General features: G+C 47.4%; 22 protein-coding genes. 16 read left to right on the top strand and 6 right to left on the bottom strand.

Translation table 11 applies throughout. The features are described 5' to 3' along the window. Positions 1-19 precede the first annotated feature (19 nt). Positions 20-1,051 carry a ribonucleotide-diphosphate reductase subunit beta gene (locus tag BLQ13_RS09835; protein WP_090918646.1) on the bottom strand — a complete coding sequence of 344 codons (1,032 nt, stop codon included), beginning with the start codon at positions 1,049-1,051 and terminating at the stop codon, positions 20-22. Between the two features lie 237 nt (positions 1,052-1,288). Then, positions 1,289-3,622, bottom strand: coding sequence for a ribonucleoside-diphosphate reductase subunit alpha (locus tag BLQ13_RS09830; protein ID WP_090918644.1), 2,334 nt, complete (start codon positions 3,620-3,622; stop codon positions 1,289-1,291). A gap of 768 nt (positions 3,623-4,390) precedes the next feature. Between BLQ13_RS09830 and BLQ13_RS09825 the strand changes: the two genes are divergently transcribed. The 9 genes from BLQ13_RS09825 to BLQ13_RS09795 all read left to right on the top strand — a co-directional run bounded on the left by BLQ13_RS09825 (position 4,391) and on the right by BLQ13_RS09795 (position 11,923). Then, positions 4,391-4,717, top strand: coding sequence for an MTH1187 family thiamine-binding protein (locus tag BLQ13_RS09825; protein ID WP_090918642.1), 327 nt, complete (start codon positions 4,391-4,393; stop codon positions 4,715-4,717). A gap of 267 nt (positions 4,718-4,984) precedes the next feature. Continuing rightward, positions 4,985-5,353 (top strand): hypothetical protein, encoded by a 369-nt coding sequence (locus BLQ13_RS09820; RefSeq protein WP_090918640.1) that lies wholly within the window; start codon positions 4,985-4,987, stop codon positions 5,351-5,353. Positions 5,354-5,383: 30 nt separating this feature from the next. Further along, on the top strand, positions 5,384-6,616 hold the full coding sequence (locus tag BLQ13_RS09815; RefSeq protein WP_090918638.1) for a sialidase family protein: 1,233 nt from the start codon (positions 5,384-5,386) through the stop codon (positions 6,614-6,616). Positions 6,617-6,909: 293 nt separating this feature from the next. After that, complete coding sequence (locus BLQ13_RS28670) at positions 6,910-7,014, top strand: hypothetical protein (RefSeq protein ID WP_017690880.1); 105 nt, start codon at positions 6,910-6,912, stop codon at positions 7,012-7,014. Positions 7,015-7,054: 40 nt separating this feature from the next. Beyond that, on the top strand, positions 7,055-7,159 hold the full coding sequence (locus BLQ13_RS28665) for a YjcZ family sporulation protein (protein ID WP_208606770.1): 105 nt from the start codon (positions 7,055-7,057) through the stop codon (positions 7,157-7,159). A 551-nt stretch (positions 7,160-7,710) separates the two neighbouring features. Then, positions 7,711-7,833, top strand: a complete 123-nt coding sequence (locus BLQ13_RS28275; protein ID WP_139168879.1) for a sporulation protein YjcZ — start codon at positions 7,711-7,713, stop codon at positions 7,831-7,833. A gap of 727 nt (positions 7,834-8,560) precedes the next feature. After that, entirely contained in the window at positions 8,561-9,157 is a 597-nt protein-coding gene (locus BLQ13_RS09805) for an RNA polymerase sigma factor (protein WP_090918634.1), read from the top strand. Further along, positions 9,154-10,146 (top strand): anti-sigma factor, encoded by a 993-nt coding sequence (locus BLQ13_RS28795; protein ID WP_090918632.1) that lies wholly within the window; start codon positions 9,154-9,156, stop codon positions 10,144-10,146. Before BLQ13_RS09805 ends, BLQ13_RS28795 begins: the two co-directional genes overlap by 4 nt. Before the next feature lie 253 nt (positions 10,147-10,399). Next, entirely contained in the window at positions 10,400-11,923 is a 1,524-nt protein-coding gene (locus BLQ13_RS09795) for an HD-GYP domain-containing protein (RefSeq protein ID WP_090918630.1), read from the top strand. On the opposite strand, the gene BLQ13_RS09790 is transcribed toward BLQ13_RS09795, so the two are convergent. Next, positions 11,916-12,569 (bottom strand): phosphatase PAP2 family protein, encoded by a 654-nt coding sequence (locus tag BLQ13_RS09790; protein WP_090918628.1) that lies wholly within the window; start codon positions 12,567-12,569, stop codon positions 11,916-11,918. The two genes, BLQ13_RS09795 and BLQ13_RS09790, sit on opposite strands and share 8 nt — an antisense overlap. Before the next feature lie 237 nt (positions 12,570-12,806). On the opposite strand from BLQ13_RS09790, the gene BLQ13_RS09785 reads away from it, so the two are divergent. From BLQ13_RS09785 to BLQ13_RS09770, 4 genes are all read left to right on the top strand, one after another. Continuing rightward, positions 12,807-14,216 carry a sensor histidine kinase gene (locus BLQ13_RS09785; RefSeq protein WP_090918626.1) on the top strand — a complete coding sequence of 470 codons (1,410 nt, stop codon included), beginning with the start codon at positions 12,807-12,809 and terminating at the stop codon, positions 14,214-14,216. 106 nt (positions 14,217-14,322) lie between these two features. Next, on the top strand, positions 14,323-15,585 hold the full coding sequence (locus BLQ13_RS09780) for an MFS transporter (RefSeq protein WP_208606769.1): 1,263 nt from the start codon (positions 14,323-14,325) through the stop codon (positions 15,583-15,585). 76 nt (positions 15,586-15,661) lie between these two features. Continuing rightward, positions 15,662-16,342, top strand: a complete 681-nt coding sequence (locus BLQ13_RS09775) for an oxidoreductase (protein WP_090918622.1) — start codon at positions 15,662-15,664, stop codon at positions 16,340-16,342. Positions 16,343-16,473: 131 nt separating this feature from the next. After that, a complete protein-coding gene (locus BLQ13_RS09770; RefSeq protein WP_090918620.1) occupies positions 16,474-16,848 on the top strand; it encodes a RidA family protein in 375 nt (124 codons plus the stop codon). Between the two features lie 357 nt (positions 16,849-17,205). Here BLQ13_RS09770 and BLQ13_RS09765 read toward each other — a convergent pair whose 3' ends face one another. Continuing rightward, positions 17,206-17,964 carry a tryptophan-rich sensory protein gene (locus BLQ13_RS09765; RefSeq protein ID WP_090918617.1) on the bottom strand — a complete coding sequence of 253 codons (759 nt, stop codon included), beginning with the start codon at positions 17,962-17,964 and terminating at the stop codon, positions 17,206-17,208. Positions 17,965-18,195: 231 nt separating this feature from the next. Here BLQ13_RS09765 and BLQ13_RS09760 point away from each other — a divergent pair, with 231 nt between their 5' ends. After that, positions 18,196-19,161, top strand: a complete 966-nt coding sequence (locus BLQ13_RS09760; RefSeq protein WP_090918615.1) for an arsenic resistance protein — start codon at positions 18,196-18,198, stop codon at positions 19,159-19,161. Between the two features lie 364 nt (positions 19,162-19,525). Here the strand turns inward: BLQ13_RS09760 and BLQ13_RS09755 are convergent, their stop codons facing one another. Both BLQ13_RS09755 and BLQ13_RS09750 read right to left on the bottom strand, forming a co-directional pair. Further along, positions 19,526-21,154 carry a response regulator transcription factor gene (locus tag BLQ13_RS09755; protein WP_090918613.1) on the bottom strand — a complete coding sequence of 543 codons (1,629 nt, stop codon included), beginning with the start codon at positions 21,152-21,154 and terminating at the stop codon, positions 19,526-19,528. A 5-nt stretch (positions 21,155-21,159) separates the two neighbouring features. Beyond that, positions 21,160-22,998, bottom strand: coding sequence for a cache domain-containing sensor histidine kinase (locus tag BLQ13_RS09750; RefSeq protein ID WP_090918611.1), 1,839 nt, complete (start codon positions 22,996-22,998; stop codon positions 21,160-21,162). 143 nt (positions 22,999-23,141) lie between these two features. Here BLQ13_RS09750 and BLQ13_RS09745 point away from each other — a divergent pair, with 143 nt between their 5' ends. Both BLQ13_RS09745 and BLQ13_RS09740 read left to right on the top strand, forming a co-directional pair. Next, positions 23,142-24,023 (top strand): carbohydrate ABC transporter permease, encoded by an 882-nt coding sequence (locus BLQ13_RS09745; RefSeq protein WP_090918610.1) that lies wholly within the window; start codon positions 23,142-23,144, stop codon positions 24,021-24,023. After that, positions 24,023-24,859, top strand: coding sequence for a carbohydrate ABC transporter permease (locus BLQ13_RS09740; RefSeq protein ID WP_090918608.1), 837 nt, complete (start codon positions 24,023-24,025; stop codon positions 24,857-24,859). The genes BLQ13_RS09745 and BLQ13_RS09740 overlap by 1 nt, the downstream gene beginning before the upstream one ends. Positions 24,860-25,126: the final 267 nt, after the last annotated feature.

Raw genomic sequence — 25,126 nt, 5'->3', positions numbered from 1 at the left:
TGCAGTGTTAGACGTTATTCTACAGATCGTCAAAGCCGTTATCGTCGCCGACTTTGCCGTAGTTACGGGATTTGGCTTCGAAGAAGTCCGTTTTCGTTGCGTTCAGCGCTTCGTCGGAGAAAGGTTTGATCCAAGGCATACAGTTCACGTCAACGCCTTCATACGCTTTTTCCATACCCATTAGACGCAAGCGTTTGTTCGCCGTGTATTTAATGTAGTCTTCCAGCTCGTTCAGGTCGATGCCGCGAACGTTGCTGAGTGTATAATGTGCCCAGTTCGTTTCCAGCTCAACTGCGCGGTCAATCGTTTTGTACACGTAGTCCATGTTTTCTGGTGTGTTCAGTTCAGGGAAGTCTACCAGCAACTGTTTGAACACTTCCGCGAAGAAGTAGCAGTGCTGATTTTCATCCCGCTGGATGTACGAGATCATCTGGCTGGTTGCCATCATTTTCTGGTCACGAGCCAGGTTATAGAAGAACGCAAATGTACTATAGAAGAAAATACCTTCGAGAATCAAGTCAGCAACCATCGCTTGGAAGAACGTCTGTGGAGAAGGGTTGTCCCGGAAGCTTTGATAAATATCCGCGATGAAACGGTTGCGGTCCAGCAACACCGGATCATGTTTCCAATATTCGAAAATCTCTTTCTGCTCCTGATCGGAAACGATGGAAGACAGAACGTAGGAGTAGGATTGGTTATGCACAACTTCCTGTTGTCCGATGATCGCCGAGATCGCTTCCAGGGAAGAGTCGGTAAAATAACGTTTTACGTCACCAACAAACATCGTTTGCATGGAATCCAGTACAGCCAGCAGGGAGATGTTAATTTTGAACGTACGTTTCTCTTCTTCGTCCAGTTGGGCAAATTGGGAAGCATCCTTGGACATCGGAATCTCGTCAGCGATCCAGTGGTTAAGCAACAATACTTTGTACAATTTGTACATATGAGGCATACGAATGTCGTTCCAGTTCAGGATACCCGAGCATTCACCTTCAATAATACGTGTCGATTGGTTAGGCGCTTCGGTATTGAAAATTTTCTGTACTTGCATAATCCGTTCACTCCTTGAATGAATTTAAACTATATAACGACGATGACAGAACAAGCTTGTACTGTTTTGGCTGGCATATATTTAACATCTTGCGATGCTGTGGTCAGGTTTTGGGCAAAAAAGAACCAGGGCAACGCTATTTTGCATTCAAAACAGGGATGCCCCGGTGGTCATCATGATCAGCGTGACAGAATGGAGGTGCCCATATCCATCACGATGTTACCATTCTTATGTGGATCAGCTTGCGCAGGAATCACATTCCTCGATCGTTAATGCACGGCTACGAACATAATAGGTCGATTTCATGCCGGCTCTCCAAGCGTGAAGATGCAATTCCAGGAACTCTGTCGCCTTGATATCTGGACGAACATACAGGTTGAAGCTTTGACCTTGGTCAACGTGACGCTGACGGGCAGCGGCCATATTGATGGAAGCATGTTGATCCACCATAAATGCCGTTTTGTAGTACCAGATCGTTTTTTCGGAAAGATCCGGTGCCGGGTTGGCAATTTTGTATGTTGTTTTCTCTTCATAGGACAACAGCTCATACAGTGGATCAATACTTGCTGTTGAACCGGCGATGATGGAGGTGGAACCGTTTGGTGCGATAGCAAACATCCATGCGTTACGTACGCCGTTTTGTTTAACTTGTGATTGCAGTTCTTTCCATTGATCTGTAGTTACAAATTCGCCTACGCGCTCACCCGTTGTGTACTCGCGTTGATCGAAGTAATGACCACTTTCCCAGTCGGAGCCTTTGAACTTCGGATAATGTCCTTTTTCTTTGGACAGTTCCATGCTGGCTTGAACGAGCAAATAGTTAATTTTTTCATACAGATTATCGTTATAGGTAACAGCTTCTTCGGATTCCCAACGAATGCCTTCGAGCGCAAGCAGGTGATGCAATCCGAACGTTCCCAGACCAACAGCGCGATACTGACTGTTCGTGTATTGGGCTTGAAGCACCTCAATGTTGTTGATGTCAATAACGTTGTCCAGCATACGAACCTGAATCGGAATCAGACGCTCCAGTACGTTATGAGGTACCGCGCGAGCCAAGTGGATCGAGTTCAGGTTGCAGACCACGAAGTCACCAGGCACTTTGGAGATCACGATGCGTGTCTGACCATCCTTGGTCACCAGTTCTTCTTTTTCCACCACGGTAGCGGATTGGTTCTGCATAATTTCAGTACACAGGTTGGATGAGTACACCATGCCATGTGCCCGGTTAGGGTTCGAACGATTTACAGTGTCACGGTAGAACATGTACGGTGTACCTGTTTCAAGCTGTGATTTCATGACACGTTTCATGATGTCGATTGCTTGTACCGTAATACGGGACAAAAGCGGATGATTCACGGCTTCTTCATATTTCTCGCGGAATGTACCTTGACCCTTCGTTTCATCGTAGAAGTCTTCCAGACCCAGTGCACGGCCGTTCTCATCTTTCCAGCCCATCACTTTTTTCGTCTCGTGCGGGCAGAACAAGCTCCATTCGCCACGACTTTCGACACGCTCCATGAACAGGTCAGGCAGGCAGATACCGTGGAAAACGTCATGCGCACGCATCCGTTCGTCACCGTTGTTCAGCTTCAGGTCGAGGAACGCCAGGATATCTTTATGGAAAACGTCCAGGTAAACCGCAATCGCACCTTTACGTGTGCCAAGCTGGTCTACGCTTACTGCTGTGTTGTTCAACTGGCGAATCCAAGGAATAACGCCTGAGCTTGTGTTTTTGTGACCGCGGATGTCTGAACCACGTGCTCTGACTTTACCGAGGTACACGCCGATGCCGCCGCCCATTTTGCTCAAACGAGCTACGTCTGTATTGGAATCAAAGATCCCTTCGAGCGAGTCATCTACTGTGTCTATGAAACAGCTGGAGAGCTGTCCGGCTACCTTTTTACCTGCATTGGACATCGTCGGCGTAGCTGCCGTCATGTACATGTTGCTCATCGCCCAGTATGCTTCTTTCACCAGATCCATACGTTTGTCAGCAGGTTCCTGGTGCATCAGGTACATGGCAATGACCATGTAACGCTCCTGTGGCAATTCCATGACTTTTCCATCAAAATCGTTGGCGAGGTAACGCTCAGCCAGTGTGAGCAAACCGATGTAATCGAAGAGCAGATCGTTGCGATAGTCAATGCACTCCGCAAGTTCGTCGATCTGTTCCTTGGTGTAACATTCCAGCAACTCTTCGCGATAGATGCCTTTTTTGACAAGGTCAACGATCAGCGGATGGAATGCACCGTAAGGTTCGTCCGGGTAGGATTTGTATCTGCGGTTGGTTGCCGCTTTTTTGTAAAGGGAAGTAAGCAGGGATCTCGCTGCTGCAAATTTCCAGTTCGGCTCTTCTTTCGTTACCAGTTCCAGAGCGCTCATCATAAAAGCATTGCTGATCTCATCTCCGGTAACTTCGTCACGACGAAGTTTGCTCGTTACTCCGCGAACCAGACGTTCCTTGTCGAGCATGTCCAGTCCTTCCAGGATACGGTCGGCATATACCGAGATACGCATCTCGTCAAAGGCAAGCTGGCGATTGTTCGGCTTGGTCACAACTTGTGGCATGAATATTCCTCGCTTTCACATGATAAAAAGATAATGATAAAAAAATAAATTAAACAATTCTTTGAAAATAAGAATTGGAGGTCTACAACGGTGAGTAAATACGGATTTTGCGGACTACAGTGGCAGTAACCAGATACGTTTGGGATGAAATCATGCGACAAGGAGTGGACAGAACCTGCTCATACAAAAAGCATTCCCCTTGCCTTACGGCTGAAAATGCCCATTCATGTTCTGGTTTTTGACAGTCTTATCTATGCATGCCTTCGACAGAACAAGTTGCTGTATGTAAGCTTTTGTCTGATCATTTCATACCTGTGAATAATGTTAACGGACGCAGTCCAAACAGCCCCGTTAACCTCCATGCCAGCCCTGTCTTCGAGAAAGCGATTTACACCTACAGGGACGTGCCTTTGGAGGTGATTTCATCTTGTTTTTCGATAGATTCCAGATGCTGGTTATAAGAAGTGGGGTATCCCGTTTCACTATATTTTGTTGTTGTTATACTAATGTACCCCAACATATAGTGTTTGTAAACAGGGAGGAAACCTTAAAACGTAATTCCGAGTATACCATCTAAGCCAGAAATCCGCAAAGGAAAAGGACTGGAAGATTTGAAGATTCTGCGAAAAAAAATTTACGGGATTTGGAATGACGTCATCACGTCAGTTTGAATTGGAGCACTTTAAACTGGTAAAATAAAATCAGTCAAAACTCGACTAAAACTTGAGCGGCAACGGTTCGAACGGTGCCCAGAGGAGGCAGAGCGAAGTGGCAATTGCAGAAGTAACCGTTATTCCGATTGGAACAGGAACCACCAGTCTGAGCAGTTATGTAGCAGACATGCAAAAGATATTGGAAAGACAACGTGGCATTACATATCAGTTAACTTCGATGAGCACCATTATTGAAGGTCCGCTAAATGAAGTTTTCACCGCCATCGCGGCTTTACATGAAGCTCCGTTTCTGTCAGGAGCCCAGCGTGTCTCCACATCCGTGAAAATCGATGACCGGCGTGATAAACCGGATGCTTCCAGCGTGCAGAAACTGCAATCCGTACAAGATAAGCTGATTTCACTACACAACAGGCCGAATTGAGAAACGAAATAAAACCCATTTTACGCGGCAAGTCCCATTAGGGGCTTGCCGTTTTTGAGTTTTGACAAATGACTCAGAATATGAGTATGCGGTGCTCTGTCCTATATCAAGACTGCTAAACAAAGTATGCTACAAAAAATCAGGCATTAATTCATAAGTTTTCGTTCAAACTTCCTCATTTGTACTATTTCTCTCAGAACAAAAAAACATACTTTATACTATACTGTCGTTTTATGTGGCAGTGGTCTGGTGGGAGGAGGGGTTTAATTGCCTTATAGTACAGGTCTGCTTTATAACTCTCCGACTGGAGGAGATCGCGCCATACAGTTGATCGTCACATGTCTAAATGACTCGCTAAACATAGCGGCCAATATCGAGCTTCAGGTATTTCGCTGGGATACGACTCAAACGGCCAGAATTCCCATTGGCCATGATTTGTTTCAGGTGGGTCCGCAGGCATCACGAACACTCATTTATCCGCTAACTTCCGCAGATTTTTATGAGTTGCAGAGTGATTTCTTTAGTGCAACCAGCACATTAATCTTGGCTTACGGTGTTGATTCTGTGGGCAATATTACGCAGCGTGTGTTGCAATCCGAAATGGTGTGGATCGACCGGTTTACGAATATTCCATAAATCATTGAAAAGAAGGTGGGGGTGGAGACAATGCCGGTTGTGAATATTACGGGAGCATTGGGAGGCAACCAGTTTGAACCGTCCATTGCGGTGAATGAGTTGTTACCTAATATCATGTGTGTAGTAGCGGTGGATACGAGTTCTGGGCCTACACGTATCGGTTTCTATCGCTCAGACGATGGAGGGCAGACCTGGACAACCTCCCTTTTGCCTCAGCCTACAGGGTATTCAGGAGCCGAGGCGCCTACGATCGACTATACGTTTCCGAGTACATTTATTGTGACCGTGCATGTGTTCAATGGTGAAAATGACGGTACGATTATCAGTTATCGTTCGCTTGACGACGGATTAACCTGGAATCCGCCTGTTTTTGTGAATCAAGGGTATGGTCTTATCGTTCATAATGATGAGCCATATGTAGCTTGTGACCGTACTCCGGGCAGTCCTTATCGTGGCAATGCTTATGTAGGATATACACCGCTGGCAACGGCGGCTTCATCCATTTTCCTGCAAGCTTCATTGGATCAGTCCGCAACTTGGCAAACTCCGAGGCGTATTTCCAGTCCAAGGGGATTCCATGATCGGGCAGCCATAGCTGTTGGGTTTACGGGGGAGGTGTATGCAGGATACATCATCACTGGCCCGGGCAGCCCGTATGCGTTGCTTCGAACTTCCTATGATGGGGGAGTTACGTTTCAACCGCCACTTAGTAATCAGGCGACCCTGATTGCTTCAGTTGTTCCTGCACCTCAAGTACTGCCGGTCCCCAATTATGCGTTCCGCGTGCAGACGAATCTGAATCTCGACGTTGATATATCCAACAGCGTATATAGTGGTACCGTATATGCCGCGTGGAATGATGCACGGAACGGGTATACAGATGTGTTTATGTGCGAGTCGCCTGACGGGCTTCTCTGGAGTGAGCCCGTGAGCATAACTGGAGCACCTGCTGGAACACAGAATTTCTTTCCTTCCATTACCGTGTCTCCTTTTACCGGAACTGTTCGGGTCATCTACTACTCTAACCAGATCAATGGTTTTTTGCTGGACGTCTTCGTCGCAGAGTCATTTGATGGCGGGGCTACGTTTACTAGTCGCAGACTCACGACAACTTCATTTGACCCGAATGGGAATTCACCTACACCTACCGTACTCATTGGTGACTACATCACTGCATACACGCAAGGGCCGGATAATCTGGCAGCAGTGTGGATGGCAACAACTCCACCTACCGGGAAGTTGGATGTGTATTTCGGGTCCTAGGACTGTGAGTAGGAGGAAGCATGTTCAACGTTAGTTTGAAGATATGACGTGATCAAAAGACGTGATCAAAAATTGTAACACAAACAGGCCTGCTTAAACTTAATTAAGCTGGCCTGTTTGTATGAGGAATAGAATCCCTTTGAATAAAGGAATAGCATGGTTCTCAATATTAGGAACATAAAGGTTACAAATCTAATGAAAACTGGAATTCAGCCCATTTTACATCTGCGCCCGGTCGGTTGCGCGTCCGATGCATATAGTGAACTGTACCTCAAATCAAAGGAGGGTTTTACATGAGTGGAGTAGTTGGTGGATACGGCGGTGCATGGACATCGACTGGCGCGATTCTGGTTCTCTTTATCTTGCTGGTGATCATCTCTAAAGCATTCCTGATCTAATAAACGGTTTTGTAAATTCACACGTAAGGGAGGGTTTAAGATGGGTGAAGTAGGAGGAATGGGATACGGCGGCTGGACTTCCACTGGAGCAATCCTGGTGTTGTTCATTCTGCTCGTTATCATCACTAAGTCGTTCTGGCTGTAATGTGTTTTGCTCTGCCGGGTAACCGGCAGGGTTTTATGAGACTGGACAAGCAGCGTTGGGGAAGGAAAGAGAGTTCAGTACCTAGGTGGTGTAACGGAGCAAGGGAGTAGCTTTTTTTAGGGGACTCGGTAGAAGGAGAGGTGAGAAGAATAGTATTTTGAAATGAAGTGGGGGAGTTGTGAGAAAGCAACAAAGTCGAAATAGGGTGATTAACTGAAAAGGAAAATGAGGGATAGAGAAGATCAAGAAGATGTTGAATCAGGAAGGATGAGAAAATGTACATAAAGATAAAGGTCAGGGTAAAACGCCTATTTTGAGATCATGAGGGCCATAGCCCGGTCACCGTATAGGGCAAATACATAGCTTAAGGTGTAGGCAAATGTTAAGGAGGCATGACGATGAGCGAAGTTAAACCGAACTCACCGAACGGACAGGGGCAAGTTTACGGACAACAAGGAGGGCATGAACATATGTACGGATACCAATATCCAGGTCAAGACATGTACAATTACGGAACAATGCCTTATGGCTATCAGCCAAATCAAGCACCGATGGTGCAAGGATACCATCATGGTTGTGCACCTGCCTGTGGTGGAGGCGTCTGGAGCTCCATGGGAACCATTCTTGTTTTATTCATTCTGCTCGTAATCATCTCTAAAACCATGTTTATCTAATCCCTCTGCTGAGAGGCCGCGGTCCAAACGTGGACTGCAACATCGGGCTGATCGGAAAGCCTGACTGGATCATGCAATCCAGATCCGTTTCTTACAAGAATCTTTCTCGAAAGAATATAACGGAATCATTAACGTGTTAACTCCGGCAGTAAGCCGGGGTTATCTTTTTTTTAGGCGTGCTTTATCCAGGGAGCGGGGAACGTGTGCCGGTTTTCTCCAAAAGCGATAAAGAAAATTGGATATAGAAAAGCACCCGGAACCCAATTCCGGGTGCTTGATGTATGTTTTCAATCTTCTCAAGAATAAATGATATCCAAAACAACAAAAGCCCTACCTCTCTTTTGTCCTTGCGGCTCCGATGACCGCGCCAGTGTGAATGGGAACATCTTGTAAACCCTTAGTCTACCGGGTTATTGTGATTCAGGTTCGTCAATCTCCATAGGTTAGTTAGCATATTCGCTGCGGTCGCAGCATGAAGAAAATATTCCGGGGTTAAAAAGAAGACAGAAAATCATATGAGGTTGTTTATACAACTTTTATATCATACCACAGTCTGTAATTTATTGCAATAAAAAGGAAGGATAACCCTTGAGGTAGAGGTTTAGGCCTTTATTTGAGTCCGGAGTTTAAAAGAAATATCTCAAAAAAAATGTTATTAAGGGTAATCCTCTTCAAACGTTTCTGCGTAGGTTATAATATGAGGGAAGATACAGAAAGGGGCCCTCGGATGACTGAATCGATAGAGGACAGCAGGTTGATGCAACGAATTGCAGAGCGTGATGCTTCTGCACTGGAACTGCTATATGACCGATATGAACGGGCCGTCTATTCTTTTGCCTACCGAATTGTTGGTGATTCGATGACGGCAGAGGAGACCGTGCAGGAACTTTTCCTGCGCATCTGGAACAAAGCGGAACGATTTGATGCCTCACAGGGGAAGCTGACCACGTGGATGTTCGCGATTACGCGCAATATCGCAGTGGACATGCTGAGGCGGAGATCGAAAGGAGCAGCAACCACTCCAGTTGAGAATGAGACACTGGCGGCGTATGCTGACGAATATACAAATACAGAAGAAGAGGTCCAGCGCAAATGGGAAGGCACACGTATTAAAGAGGCGTTGACCCAATTGAACGAGGACCAGAAGCAAGTGATTGAATCGATATATTATGCAGGTTTAACGCAACAAGAGGTATCCAGCCGATTCGGGATTCCGCTGGGTACGGTGAAGAGCCGTGTCAGGCTTGCCATGCGTCAGCTCCAGAAGTTACTTGCTGATGCTGAATTGCATCCGGACGCGGGAAGGGAGGGCATACATCCATGATAGAACGACATGAGGAGTGGTCTGATCTGGCACCGATGTATGTGCTGGGCGGACTGGAAGCAGAGGAAGTGGCGGCATTCGAAGCGCATATGTCGAATTGCGAAGCTTGTCGTCAGGAGGTAAGGGAATTGCAGGAGGTAACCGGCTCCCTGCCACTTGCGGCGGACCCAGTGGCACCGCCGCCGGGCATGCGAGCACGCGTGCTGGGCAACGTGCTCGGTCAGGCGCAGGAGAGCACCGGCGCGACGCCGGCAGCGACTCCTGCGCAGCAACCTGAAGCACCCGCATCCGCGGTGCTTCAAGAAGACCTTGCGCCGCAGCATGAGCGTGCGGCGCAGCCCGGGCCTGGCTTGCCGCCAGCGGCGGTGCCTGCGGCCCGGGCCGAAGAGGCTGCCCAGGCAACGCTGGGGCAGCCAGGTACGCGCGCACGTGTGCGCGGTGGCCGCGCATGGCGCGCAGCCAGTGCGGGCCTCGCGGCAGCGGCGCTGGTGCTCGGCGTGTACACGGCGCAGCTGCAGAGCCGCATCGACTTGCTGACGCAGCAAGCCGAAGGCGTATCGGCCGCGCAGGAGCAGCTGGCTCAGGCGCAAGCGCAGAATGCGCAGCTGCAAGAGCAACTCGCTTCAGCTGTGGCGCCTGCGCAGGGCATGAAAACGGGCGAGGCCGTCAAGCTGAGCCCGGCAACGCAAGATATTGTTGCACAAGGTCTGGCGACCATCGTGATCGATAGCAAAGGCACGCACCTCGTGGTACAGGCAGAGAAACTGCCTGTGCTGGAAGGTAATCAGGCATTTCAGGTATGGCTCATCAAGGGGGATACTCCTAAGAATGCCGGGACTTTCCTAAGTCACGACGGTACGGGAGCGGTCTATTACACGCTGGATTCCGCAAACGATTATGACACCGTAGCGATCACGCTTGAACCGGATGCGCTGGGGGATCAACCACGCGGCACAATGATTTTGGCGGCTAAAATTAAAACGAGTTAGATGCCAAGTCGCCAAAAGGAGCTTTAATGGAATATATGTAACAAAAACCTTCATAAAAAGGCCGCTCCCCCAAGGAGCGGCCTTTTCTATGAAGCAATCCCCGAAGACAGCCAAGCAGAATATGTAGTATTTTTCGCAGGATTTTATTAATTTTTTTAGTGGGAATAACCGATAAATATATAGGAGAAAACATCCTTATTCTCCCTTTTTTATCAGGGCGGAACGGGTTAGACATAGAGAGCGAGGGATTGGATTGGAAGTATATCGTGCATTTATCTTCCGTCTGCTACGCAATTATCTAATTGGTTCATTATCAGCCGTCTTTGTTGTGGGTTCCGTGGTGATGATTTCAACCTTACAGGTACCCAATATCCAATATGTTCGTTTGATTTTCATTGTACTCATATCGATTCTGTTTATGTTGGTTGCGGAGTTGATTACATTGTGGGCTCAATTGGGTCCAATAAGGCAATTTTTCGCTGCCGAGCATCATGAAATGGCTGAACTAAATCAGATGTATGAGCGAATTCACCGCTTTCCGGGACAGACCATATATCGCATTATTGGACCACATATGCTGGGGTTCTCTCTACCCGCGGCTGGACTTACATTGTGGATGATCTCCACAGGCTGGCTTGAAATCCCGTATGGATATGTTATCGTTGCGGCGGTGTGTGCATTCTTGATTGCGATCATGCATGCTCTGGTTGAATATTATCTTACGGTGAGGACAGTGAGACCGCTGCTTCTCGAAGTTCGCCGTAGAGGCAAAATGTTGTACGGTATGGAGCCTTCGCTTGGCGGACGTATCTTGATCTCAATACAGCGGAAGTTTCAAACGAGCACTGCACTTATCGGTTTATTTCCGTTATGTTTATTTTTTCTGGCTACCTATATTCGGCTCCAGTACATAGACCCGGTGTTTGCAAAAGAATATACGTTATGGGGTGTACTCATCGTCATCTTGGGTGCAGGATTCTCCATGGTGGGCAGTTGGTTGTTAATTCGGGATGTCCGTGATCCGGTGTCTGAGTTGACACAAGAGATGAACCGGATTCAGGGCGGTGAGTTCGGCAGAAGAACGCCGGATCTGTATTCGGATGAATTTTCGCAATTGATCTCGGGATTCAATATGATGATTAGTCGGCTAGAGATGAGACAGGAGCGCAATCGGCAACTGCTGCAAAGTTACTTCTCCCTGCTTGCGGCCGCACTGGATGCCCGTGATAAATATACGGCGGGACATTCGATGCGTGTGGCGGAATATTCCATTCTGATCGGCAGGCTTAGCGGCATGAATGACGAACAGGCCGACTTGTTGTACAAGTCAGCTTTGCTCCATGATATCGGGAAAATCGGTATACCTGACGAGGTATTACTCAAAGATGGCAAGCTAAGTGATGAGGAATTTGCAATCATCCGTACGCATCCCGTGTTAGGAGAGAGCATTTTGCTTCAGATTGAACCTGTGGATGCCATGGCTGACTTTCTACCGGGGGTGCGATCCCATCATGAGAGGTATGATGGCAAAGGTTATCCGGATGGCATGGCAGGCGAAGAGATCCCGCTGTTCGGACGTATTATTGCGGTAGCGGATGCCTTTGATGCCATGACGTCAGACAGGCCTTACCGGAATGGAATGAGCGATGAGAAAGCGCTTATGATTCTGGAAGAAGGAAAGGGGACCCAGTGGGACCCCTATTATGCAGGTTTGTTCATTGATGAATGGCGACGGCAGAAGCAGTTGGGTAAAAAGCCTGAAGAGGGGGTTAGTTGATCCCCTCCGTCCATTTGGACTCTTTTCTGCGACGTCGATAAAGGGATAGTCCAGTAATGATCGTGAAGATACATTCACCAAGAATAATTGCACTTAGTGCGTCGTAAATGACATGTTGCTTGATGAGCAGTGTAGAGATGATAATCAGGGATGCACCGGCAACTACCGCCACCTTGACGGATTTACGGATGGTTGAAACCGATAGAACGGCACGCATCACCAGATAAGAGTGCAGCGCGTGAATACTGGGAAAACAGTTATATGGACGATCCTGGCTGTAGAGCCATCCGATGACGACTGAGCCTAGGCCAGAACCGGTTAATTCCGGCCGTGGAACCATGGTTTGGAAGTTGAAGTAGATCAGGTAACAGATCCAGACACAGATGTTCATGGATAACAAGACCCGATAATACATAAGCCGATCCTTGGCACACAGGTAGGCCAGCACGCCGAATACAAACGGGTACCATCCCAGATAGGGAATAGACATTGCGGGTATAAAAGGAAGCAACCGGTCAATTGGAGAATTTAGGATAACATATCCACGATCCGGATTGTTCAGAATATCATAGAAAAGTCCCATGACAGCCAGGGATAACATCAGACTAAGCGACAGCCAGTAGGATTTATCTTTTAACAATTGCACAGCTGTAAATCTCCTTTCATCATGTTTCAAGCAAACATGATCATAGCGGTAAATGAAAAAAATGAAACAACAATATATTTTACTATGTCTTGTACACAAATTGAATCCTCATTTTGTGTATTTTTTTGTTTCTTTTTGATGAGGTTTCCATGCCGAGGTGGGCCTAGCGTGATATGATGTAAAAATACGAACGAAATAAGCACTTGGGTTATAACGTCGAACAACAGGAGTGAATGCATGCAATTTTCGAAAATGTTCGTACTCAATATGGGGATGCTTATTACGATTGCTTATCTTGCAAGTGTTTTCTATAAATATATCGTAATACGTGCCTCTTCCCAGGTAAAACAGATCAGTTCCGTGCTAGTGCTGATTTTTGCTGGCTGGATCAGTACTGTGTTTGGATTTCAGCTGAATGATGAAGTCGTTTTTGATCTTCGTTATGTACCTCTAATTGTTGCTGTTCTGTCATACAGACAACCGTATAGTGTCATGATTATAGGTGTGGGGATTGGGCTATCGAGGCTAACCTTTGGTATTTCCGATGCGACCGTAGCCGCGGTAATTAACATGTCTCTTCTGGGATTGCTCTGTGCGGGACTCAATATATGGATGCGACGCAGTAGCTACAGACTTATTGTCAAAGGAATCATCGTTACACTGATCGTGAACGTTGTCAACAGTGTGAATATCGCCTTCGTGGGTGTCATTCCTACAGCCTATTTCTTCTCACACATTATGCCTTATACGCTTCCTACCGGAATTGCTCTTAGCCTTATATTTGCATTTATCTTACGTGATTTTCAGAATGAACAAAATCGGATTCTCTTGATCCAGAGTACGAATCGCCTCTTATCTGTGCAGAAGGAAGAGTTACAAAAAGCGCAGATTGTTCTGGAGGAACGAGCCAAACAGCTGACAATTGCTTCACAGTACAAGTCGGAGTTTCTGGCGAATATGTCTCATGAGTTGCGTACACCGCTCAACAGCGTGATTAACTTCGCCCAGATGATTGGTGAGAATGCCGATACCATGGATCAGGATGAGATTGTGCGTTTTGCAGGCATGATTGATCAATCCGGACAAGAACTCCTCAGGCTAATCAACGACATTCTCGATTTGTCCAAAGTTGAGGCTGGACGGCTGGATATTGTATTGGAGGACATCAGTCTGAGTCAGTTGATCGAAGATGCCATGAATCATTTTGGGCTCGTTGCTGACAAAAAAGGAATTGAGCTGGTGCTGGAGAAGCAAAAGGGACTGCCAGATACACTTTGGTCTGATCCGCAGCGCGTGCAGCAGATTTTGCGGAATTTAATGTCCAATGCCATCAAGTTTACTCCGAAGGGGAAGGTCACTCTGACCGTGAGTACCCAACAGACTAAACAGGCGGATATGGTAAGTCAGTGGCTTGTTTTTTCGGTTCAGGATACCGGGATCGGCATTCCGAAGGACAAGCATCATTCTATATTTGAAGCATTTCAGCAGGCAGATGGTTCGATTAGCCGTAAATTTGGGGGTACTGGACTTGGCCTCTCGATCAGCAGGGATCTGGCAAGATTACTGGGTGGAACAATCGAACTTGAAAGTGCCGAGCACAAGGGAAGTATCTTTCGTCTGCGGCTTCCACTCACCGTGAAAAAATGAGTTGACAACCTCTGTGCCGTGAGTAGAATTTGGGGTGACAACTAGCATCGGCCGGCAAAGCTTTACCCGGTCTAAGGAGTGTATCCCCATACAGAAGATGGTCAAGATGAACCCCTCTTCGTTAGGCAAGCCACGGCGCAAGGGTTCGACACAACGCACGAATTTATCAATTGCAACATGGGAGGGCGTACCGGCAATTATTTTGCAAACGTTGCTGGGTGGTCCATTTCTAACCGGGTTTTTGCTGTATCTTGGGGCCGGGTCGAGGCATATCGGCTTTGTGCTCGCGATTACCACGTTTGTAAACATCGCGCAGATCGGCGCAGCATACTGGATGCAACGTATTCGTAGCCGTAAGCGCGCGCTTTTGCTGTTCGTCGGAGGGCACCGTATTTTGTGGAGTGCAACGGGATTAATTCCGTTCATCTTCCCTAAGGAATGGTGGGTCAGTGTTTTTATTGGCTTATACACGGTTGCATTCATATGTAATACCATCGGCGGTATGATCTGGACATCCCTGATTGGGGATATCGTACCTGCCAAGGTAAGAGGACGTTATTTCGGGATACGAAATACGATTCTGAATGCACTTGGAAGCGTTTGTTTATTTGGCGGCGGGATTTTGCTGGATCGTTATCCGGGAGAGACCGGTTTTCTGATTTTGTTTATTCCTGTATGGATCTGTGCTATCGCCAATACGGTCATTTATTTCTTTTATCCGGATCTGCCCTTTGAACGGTCGACCGAAAAGTCGTTCTCACGGATGTTTATCAAACCGTTTCAGGATCGGGTTTTTCTGAAGGCGACTATTTTTCTGGCGGCATGGCTATTGATCCAGACATTAATTGTGCCTCTCTATTCTTACGTTATGCTCGATCTGCTGAAAGTCAGCTATCAGATGGTCTCACTGATCACGGTCTTGCAAACACTGGTGATGATGGGAGGATTCTATATTTGGGGCAACCTGAATGCCAGATACAGCAACAAAACGCTGTTATTCTGGACGTTACCCGTCATCGCCTTGTCCTGCCTGTCGTGGGGGTTGATGTCCTTTGCTCCGGTACTGGTTGCGTTGTTCCTGTCCCACATTTTTCTTGGGATTGGTGTTGGCGGTTTCAACCAGCTCGCGTTTAATTTTACGATTGGCGACACACCGAAAAGTGAAAGACCGATGTTTATAGCCGTTTATTCAGCTTTGACTGGCGTAACATCGTTTATTGGCCCGCTGATTGGAGGCTGGCTGTACGAGAAGATGGAGACTCTCTCGGAAGCGATGGTCTGGATATCCACTTACGGATTCCAAGTGACGGTTGGTGCAGTGATGTTGCTGCTTACGTTTACTTTGGGACGTCGGGTTCTTTTAAAATAACAACAAAAAAAGCTGATTACGATGTTCTTTGATATAATACTCAGCTATATATGAATAGATTGGGGTGGTTGGAGAGATGCATCATCCTGAACGCAAAGCGATGGTGATCGGGGCTACTGGACTGGTGGGTGGGCTTTTGGTTCACAATCTGCTCGGGCACCCCGCATACAGCGAGGTTCGTATTCTGGTCAGACGCAGACTTGATCTGGAACATCCTGCACTGAAGCAATACGTTGTAGACTGGGAACAGCTTGAGGGTCAAGGGCATTTGTTTGAAGGAATCGATGACCTGTATTGCTGTCTGGGTACGACGATCAAGAAAGCAGGCAGTCAGGAGAACTTCCGTGAAGTGGATTATCACTATCCGGTTCGCGCAGCGACGCTGGCAAATCAGCATGGTGTGGAGCAGATGCTAGTGATTTCCTCGATGGGAGCGAATGCGGATTCGCGTGTGTTTTATAGTCGGACCAAGGGTGAGATGGAGGATGCACTTTCGAGTATCGGGTTCCGTGCCTTACACATTTTTCGTCCATCTCTTATTCTGGGGGATCGAGGCGAGAAACGTGCGGGTGAACAATTCGCTGCACATGTGATGACTTTTCTGGATCGCTGGATGAAAGGGCGTTTAGACAAATATCGGGCCATTCAAGCGTCAACGATTGCTCAAGCGATGAGAAATGTCGCAATGGTACAGACGAAGGGCAATCATGTTTATCCCAATGAAGTGATTCATGCGCTTGGGGTACAGGACGCTTAAGACTTGCAAGGGCGCAGGGAGACAAACGTTTCTTGTCAGAACAGGTGCATGGTATAATAGGTTTTAAAAATAAAAGCACGCCTTGTCTCCATGTCGTGGCGGGGTAGCAAACACAAAGGAGTACCTGTCGAATGAAAAAAGCAATCTCGACCGAACAGGCGCCAGGCGCCATTGGTCCATACAGTCAGGCCGTAGATGCTGGTGATTTCATCTATACGTCTGGTCAGCTTGGCCTTAATCCGCAAACCGGTGAATTTGGTGCGGATGTACAGGAACAGACTCGTCTGTCTCTCAGTAATGTTAAAGCAATTCTCGAAGCAGCAGGCACAAGCATGGATAAAGTGGTGAAAACAACTGTATTCCTGAAAGATATGAATGACTTCGTTCCTGTCAACGAAGTATATAGCAGCTTCTTTACGCAGCCTTATCCTGCACGCAGTGCTGTGGAAGTTGCGCGTTTGCCGAAGGATGCACTGGTTGAGATCGAAGTGATCGCGCTGAAATAGGATCATATTTCAGCCTTGTCACAGGATGAGCGATTGAATCCTGTAGCACCTACAACTACAGCAAAAAGCCGATTAAGGGTCGTTTGACCTGAAAATCGGCTTTTTGGTTTACGGTTTATTTTATAAGTTGGACGATTCATTTACACGATAACGGAGAGGACAGAAAAAACCTGGAAAAGCGAAGCTAAAAGCTTTCTGAAAGAAAGCTACATCGGAAGCATAGGCTTCGCCTTTATCACCGGATTTTCCCTTTTAAAAAGGGAATCAAAAAAATCTGGGGATAACAGCGATTGGAAGGTTATTCTGTCATCGAAGTGGGTGTGTAAAGTCTTTAGTTCAACTGATAGAAAAGGGTACTCAATCACGGTCTTGATTGCGCGCAAGGAACAGCCACACGGCGTAGATCGCCAGAACGATGGCAATGATAATCCCCGTATAGTAGACAGAGATGACATCCTTTTGTTTGAGAGCGATAGCAATGTATGCCCAAGTGAATACGAGTGGGTACACACTGTCACGGTACCGGAAGCTGACAAGCACGGCCAGAACCATACCAACGATCAGCATAATGATCGTCCATGCCGTTTCACTGATGCCGAATCCATCCCATCCGATTTTGTACAAATAAACGGCTGTGTTAACGATGGTTGCTACGCTAACCCATCCGAGATAGATGCTGAATGGCAGTTTGACTAGCCAGATTTCAGCCGTGGTTGGCATAGTGATCGCACGTGTTTTGACGTACAGCATAATCAGAGTAAGCAACAACAATACGATGATCAGTAGCGCGAGTCCAGTCTTGAGATTTTGAAAGGCGAAAATCCAGGCGACATTAAAGGCGCAGCTGGCGAGAAACCAGTATCCGAGGCGGGTAATCGAATTATTTTTCCAGGAGGCAGGGGTGAACTGATAGATAATAAAACCTGCGAGAAGCAGGTAGATCAGCCCCCATATCGCAAAGGCATAACCCGAAGGTGTCAGCAGTACAGGGTACATATCCGAAACTTCCTTGTTGGTTTTGCCGCCAATCGGCAGCGCGTTAGAGAGATAGTTTACAATAATCACAGCAATAAAACCGATGGCGTTTAACCACTTATATGGATTGTTACGGGACATGGTGTTTCCTCCTTGTTTTTTAATCAATGTAATGAACCACGGGTCAGTCTACAATGAATATACCCACTAAAGACGTGTTTTAATAATCTGTTTTCAAAATTTGAGAACGCTCACCTTCCGGAGACCTCGCATGGTCTAGCTTATTGGAACGGAGTGTACTCTGTCCCAATGTACGCGACTTCAGGCGTGAATATGTCCATAGGAGTGTTTTCATACAGTAGGGGGGGAGAGATGATAACAAGAGAAACAATGGAGAGACAACAGACCTGGTTCTATGTGATGGCTCTATTTGCAGGTGCATGGATCGGGCTAGCCGCTCCGGCTTGGGGCAATGCACTGCACTATGCGGTGTCTCCAGTTCTTGCCGTGCTTCTCTATAGCATGTTCGTGCAGATTCCGTTTACAGAGCTTCGGGCATCTTGGTCCAATCTGCATTTTATGGCTGCGCTGCTCATCGCGAATTTTATCGCTGTTCCAATTGTGGTCTGGCCGCTTACGCTTGTTTTTCCGCAATCGCCTGATGTGTTGATAGGAGTCTATCTAGTTTTGTTAACTCCTTGTATTGATTACGTCATTGTGTTTACACAGCTCGGGAAGGGGAACGAGAAGCTGATGCTGGCAGCAACTCCGCTGCTGTTTGTAGTTCAAATGATTTTGCTTCCGGGGTATCTCTGGTTATTCATGGGCAGTGATGCAGCCACAATAATGAAGGCAGGGCCGTTTGTAGAGGCTTTCATGCTGCTGATTGTTGTTCCGCTATTGCTCGCATTGATGACACAAGTATTGTGCAAAAAAGGCGGAAGTGCGCAGCGGCTGCTTCATGCGACGGCATGGCTCCCGGTTCCGATGATGGCACTCGCCCTGGTCGTTGTGGTAGCTTCCCAGATTGGCAAGGTCTACAATGATCTGAACAGTATTGTGAATGTCATTCCGATCTATGCTGCATTCCTCATCATTATGCCCTTCATATCCAGGTTTATTGCAAAGCTCTTCCGACTCGATACAGGTGCTGGTCGGGCGCTGATTTTTAGTGCGGCAACCCGTAATTCGCTGGTTGTTTTGCCATTGGCATTATCCCTCTCGCCAGAGTGGGCAACCATTGCTGCGGCAGTTATCGTCACACAGACGATAGTGGAGCTTGCAGGAGAGTTGATTTATATCCGGCTTGTGCCTGGTGTGATCCTGAAAGATCGGTAACCATCACTCCCGTCCAATATGGATTGATATGATACAATACTTTTAATGGCACCATATTTGGTAAATAAAAGGGGGTATAATCGTCAATACGTATTGGAAAGTGTTGTTCTATCTGGATATCCTCATATTGCTGTTCAGTGTAATCTATTTCCCCATTATGGCTCAGAAAACAGGGGATAACCTCCCTTATGTGTTTATGACCGTTTTTGTAATAGGAGCAGTCTTTCGAATGATATATTATTTTAGAAAAAAGAGAGCGAGTAAGCCATCCTGACTAAACTTGCATTGATGTATACGTAAGACATAAAGAGGACTTCCGACAGATCATGTCGAGAAGTCCTCTTTTTTAATCGAAACAGGGATGTTAATTACCGGTTCCAGATATGGTTTTGCGATATTCTGCGGGGGTGATGCCCTCTATTTTTTTAAACACTTTGCTGAAATATTTTTCATCCTGAAAGCCGACCATTTCCGAGACTTTGGCAACTCGCAGAGAAGGGTTTTGTAGCAGGAGCTTAGCATTGTTAATCCGCAGCTTGCCGAGATATTCTGACCAGTTCAACCCGAACTGCTGTTTGAATTTCCGAGAAATGTACTCCCTACTCAGATAAAAGCGTGCGGCAATCTGTTGCAATGACAAGTCCTCCTGATAATGAGCTTCCATGTAGCGAGCGATTTCGCGCATAGGATCAGGATCGGCGTGACGCTGAGCTGTGAGTGCTTTTCCGGCGGCAAGCAATCGTTGCTCCAGCAGAGAGCGAAGAAGCGGGAACGAAAGCAAACCTTCAGCGTCGAAAGGCAATTCGGCAAAAGGAGGGAACTGATCCTCGGCACTTTCTTCCTCGGGGGAGAGCTGGCCATCGGCATCATCTAGCCAACGGCTGAGCATCCATTCCAGCTCTTGCATCCATTGTTGCAGTTGCTCTGCACTGATCACCTCCAGCTTGGTAAACGGCTCAAGCCACGCTGTGACGGTATCGGTTACACTGGTAGCATGACAGCTCAAGGCAGCTATACGCATAGGCTCTTCAAAAACAGTCAAACGTTGACCCTTATTCCTGCTCGAAGATTCAAGGGTAGAGTGAATACGCCGCTGCGTAAGTATAGTGTTGCGTCGCCACAATTTAGAGCTGGCATCCAGATAGGCTCCGGAAATACCGGCAGGGTAGTTTTCACAAGTAGATATCCCAAAATGAAGCCTGCGCTGAATCGTCTGCTCCAATCCATCGTTAATGCTGTCCAGGATGCGTACCAGTGAGGACGGTTCCCCCCAATGCAACAGAACAATTTCATCCGGCTGGTTGAGCTGACGAAAGGTGACGCCTTCATCTGGTGTGCGCATCATCTCCGCGCAGATGTTAAGCACGGAGAACACGAGCAGATCTGGTTGACTGCGATATTTCGCTAAACAATCCGCATCCAGATGAGACAGACTGGTGACGGCTACACAGCACATCGGAATGAGGCGGGGGAGATTCAATTCTTCCTGTAATCGCTGAATATGTGCGGAAGTATTACCTCTGCCAATGGCCAGCTCGGTGAGCAGACGATCCTGATAATGCGGACGCATGCGATTCACCACGATGGATTGTTTGGTGGACTCTGTGCGTAAGGTATGCTCCTCTTCCCAAGATTTCACTGCCTTCATCAAGGAGGCATTCAGTTCGTCAGCTTCGACGGGTTTCAGTAAATAGTCCATGCCGCCATGCCTTATTGCATGTCTTACCAGTTCAAAATCGTCGTATCCGCTAATAACAATAACTTTACAATGTGGAGCATGTGCTGAGATCCATTCAAGCAATGCCATTCCATCCTTGCCAGGCATTCGCATATCGCTCAGTATGATCTCAGGTTGATGCGCTGTAATTGCCTCGATCGCTTCATTTCCGTCTGCTGCTTCGAGCAATACGTCAATTCCCAGGTCATCCCAATGACCAAGGAGCTGGATCGCATGGCGGACATGCTGTTCATCATCAACAAGCAGTGCTTTCATGTTGTTCACTCTCCCGCGTATAGTTTGACTTGAAGTTTTACACCGCCTGCTTCCAAATTATCAATTTCGATCCTGGCAGGCATGCCGGGATGAGCGTTAAGTGCAAGTCTGCGTACCACATTGCGAAGACCGATGGATTCGGACATGGCAGAATCCTGGGAGGACATTGAAGATTCTGTCTCTTGGGGTTGTAGCCATTCGCGTATTTCAATCAGTTTATACTCAGGAATAACTGGACCGTTGTTGATCAATTCAATTACTATCCAGTGTTTGTCTACTTGGCGACTAGTGATGGAGATATATCCTTTTCCCGGCTGTACATCGGCTCCGTGTTTGAAATAGTTCTCAATCAATGGTTGCAATGTCATGCGAGGCATCTGAACAGATAATGTATCCTCTGCAAAATCCATGTGTACCTCCAGGCGTTCACCAAAACGTTCCTGCTGTAGCTCCAGATACAGCCGAGCATGCTCTGCTTCCTCGCGGAGGGTTACACAGGTCTGATCCCGCATGCTGTAGCGCAGCATTTTGGACAGGGAAGATAGTAAGGTATATGCTCGTTTTCCTTGCTGTTGTAACGCCAGAGTTCCAATGGATTGTAAAGTGTTATATAGAAAATGCGGGTTAATCTGTGCTTGCAATGCTTTGAGCTGATTCGTCTTGTTCGCAAGTTCAAGCTGGTACTCTCGCAAGATCAAATTATTCACAGTATCCATCATATCCCGAAAATGCCTCGCGAGTACCCCGAATTCGTCCCGGCTCGATAGACGGATATCCACATGCAGGCGTCCTGCCTGAATCTGATTCATGTATCTCATGAGCTGTTTGAGCGGACCTGTAATACGTATGGAAATGAATAAAGTTGCCATGATCACAAGGATCAGCGCTGCAATAGCAATCATTGCATTGTTCCAGGTTAACGCTGTGGCTCTCGCATATAACGTTTCGTTCGGAATTTGCTTCACTATGGTCCAGTCCGCGTAGTTGCTTCCAAGTTGCTGATATATATACATGGACTGATCTTGTTCAAAATGTCCAGCTGCATTCCTTGCCGAACCGGCGAGGTTTCGTCCATCTTCGAGCGTGCTTCCTGCCACTTGTTGCAGATGACCAGCCTCATTGTCCGCTTGTATCTCGGTACGCCCTTGATAAACAATCCGGTTCTGCCCATCGACGACATAGATCTGCTCTTTAGCGGGATCATATAGTCTGCTACAGATCGCAACAATACTGTTCATGTTGAGGTCAATCGCTAGAACGCCCAGTCGCTCAGGGGATGGGATATCCCGAATGATCCGGTGCAAGGTAATCACGGTTCTTGGTGAATCGTCAGGAGAAGCTGCCTTGAAACCGTAGGTGTGACTCATATGTGCAGATTCTACCCAGATATCCGATCCTCCGTCCCCTGTTTTACCATGCAGTGAATCGGAATAGGCTTGCTTACGTTCCTCCCGCTTCGGGAAAGGGTTGGTAATCAAGGTGGATTGGTTGGATACAAAAGAATGCAGATAGAGCTGGAATACATCCGGTACAGCGGCTCTGATCGTTTGCAACGTTGTATATACCTCGGCAACAGCCCGATAATCCCCCGGCAATTTAGCCAAATTCCGCAGGAAAGTGGGATCATTGTATATGGCGAGCGATGCCCGTGCCACGTTATCGACGTAATTGTTGAGATTGGTTGAAGCCTGATAAATAAGACGTTTATTCTCTTCCAGTGCCTGTTCTCGCAAGGCTGTTTTGGTCTGAATAAAGGTCATGCTTATAGATGCCAACAGCGGAATCGTTGTTGCAATTAGCATAAAGGCGATGAGCTTGGATCGGATACTGTAGTATTTGGACATCAGTACACCCCTTCTGGTGACTCGTCAAGAGAGGACAATATTTTACACCCAAATGTTCACGAGTGTCGGTGTTTCCCTTCACGATTTTGGAGTTTAATAGAAAAAGAGACCAATATCATCCATCTATAGAAGGGGAGAACGATATGAAGCATCGCAAATCTTCACAGCTGTTACAGCAGCTTGTGTTCGTGGGTCCCTCCGTTGTATTTTTTATTCTCATCATCGTGGTCCCTTTCCTGCTTGGCATGATGTATTCCTTTACGGATTGGAACGGAGTATCTGCCAGCATTAACTGGGTTGGGCTTGATAACTTCGTGCATATTTTTGCAAACGATCCCAAGTTCCAGAATGCATTCTGGTTCACAGTACGCTTCACCGTTGTAGGGGTGATCCTCACCAATGTCATCGGTTTTTTCTTGGCCTACTTCCTGACCAAACCGCTCAAGACGAGAAATATTCTGCGTACGATCTTTTTTATGCCTAACGTAATCGGTGGATTGTTACTCGGGTTTATCTGGCAATTCATATTTGTGAAAGGGTTTTCAGCAGTAGGCGACGTGACGGGTTGGTCCTTCTTCAACCTCCCGTGGCTCGGAGATGAACCGACGGCCTTCTGGGGAATTGTCATCGTGTTTGTATGGCAGACCGCAGGTTATCTGATGGTTATCTACATCTCATCCTTAACGAATGTCTCACCTGATCTGCTGGAAGCTGCCGAGATTGATGGAGCCAGCCGCGGTCAGGTGCTACGGAGCATTATTTTACCACTCATTATGCCTGGTGTAACCATCTGTCTGTTTCTGGCGATCTCCTGGTCGTTCAAAATGTTTGATCTCAACTTGTCACTCACGAAAGGCGGTCCGTTTGGTTCAACCGAGTCGGTTGCACTCAATATCTACAATGAAGCCTTCGTGAACAACCGGTACGGAATTGGAACCGCCAAAGCATTTATATTCTTCGTGATCGTTGCCATCATCACCATGGTTCAGGTTCGTTTGACGAAGAGCAAGGAGGTTGAAGCCTGATGGAAACAACGAAAAATTATCGCTTCGGTACCGTAATTACCGAGATTGTTATGGTGTTGATCGGATTGTTGTTCCTGATTCCGTTTTACTTCCTGTTTGTGAATTCGGTTAAAACCTTTGGTGACCTGCTTACCAATTCGGCTGCCTGGCCGGAAGTGTTCCAGTGGGGCAACTACGCGAACGCTTGGGAGAAAATTAGCTTTCCATCGGCGCTCATGAACTCGCTGATTGTAACAATCGTCAGCAATCTGTTGCTCGTGCTGATCAGTTCCATGGCCGCGTACCGCATGGTTCGCAGCAATACACGGTTCAACCGGATCTTATTCGGTCTGTTTATCGCCGCAATGGTGATTCCGTTCCAGTCTATCATGATCCCGCTGGTTACGGTAACCAGCAATTTGGGACTGATCGACAGCCTCGGCGGACTCATTATCTGTTATCTCGGGTTTGGAGCACCGATGTCCATCTTCCTGTTTCATGGATTCGTCAAATCGGTGCCACTTGAGATCGAAGAAGCGGCCCGTGTGGACGGCAGTTCAGCCTATGGGGTATTCTTTCGGATTGTTTTCCCGCTGATGAAACCGATGTATGTAACCGTCATTATTCTGAATACGCTCTGGATTTGGAATGACTATCTGTTACCATCCTTGATCCTGCAAAGCTCCAATCTGCGGACCATTCCGATTGCAACCTTCGCGCTGTTTGGTCAATATACAAAGCAGTGGGATCTGGCGCTACCTGCTCTGGTACTTGGGATCATGCCAATCATTATTTTCTTCCTGCTGATGCAGAAGTATATCATTCAGGGGATTACTGCCGGGTCCGTTAAGGGATAGTGCGAGGAGATGCCGCTCCGTCATCATGTGCGCTTTCGGTCGCTGTTGCTCCTCGGGGGCCTGAATGATTGAGGCAAGGAAGCCCCCGAGGTTCAAAGGCGAACGCTCCGCTCCTCCAGCGCATCATGATGCCTCCGCTCCTGCCTCGCACGGGGGTGGGCAAAAGGCGCATCTGCCCGCAGGGCTTGGGCAGATGCGCCAGAGCAAGGCGGGGGGACAATGCGATAGACCAAAAAATGAGTAGTAGTGGTAGGGCTGGCCGCTCCG

This window comes from Paenibacillus polysaccharolyticus (genome assembly GCF_900102085.1).
GTDB lineage: Bacteria > Bacillota > Bacilli > Paenibacillales > Paenibacillaceae > Paenibacillus > Paenibacillus polysaccharolyticus.
The sequence above is the reverse complement of the archived record's forward strand: the minus strand, read 5'-3'. Positions and strand labels throughout refer to the sequence as shown.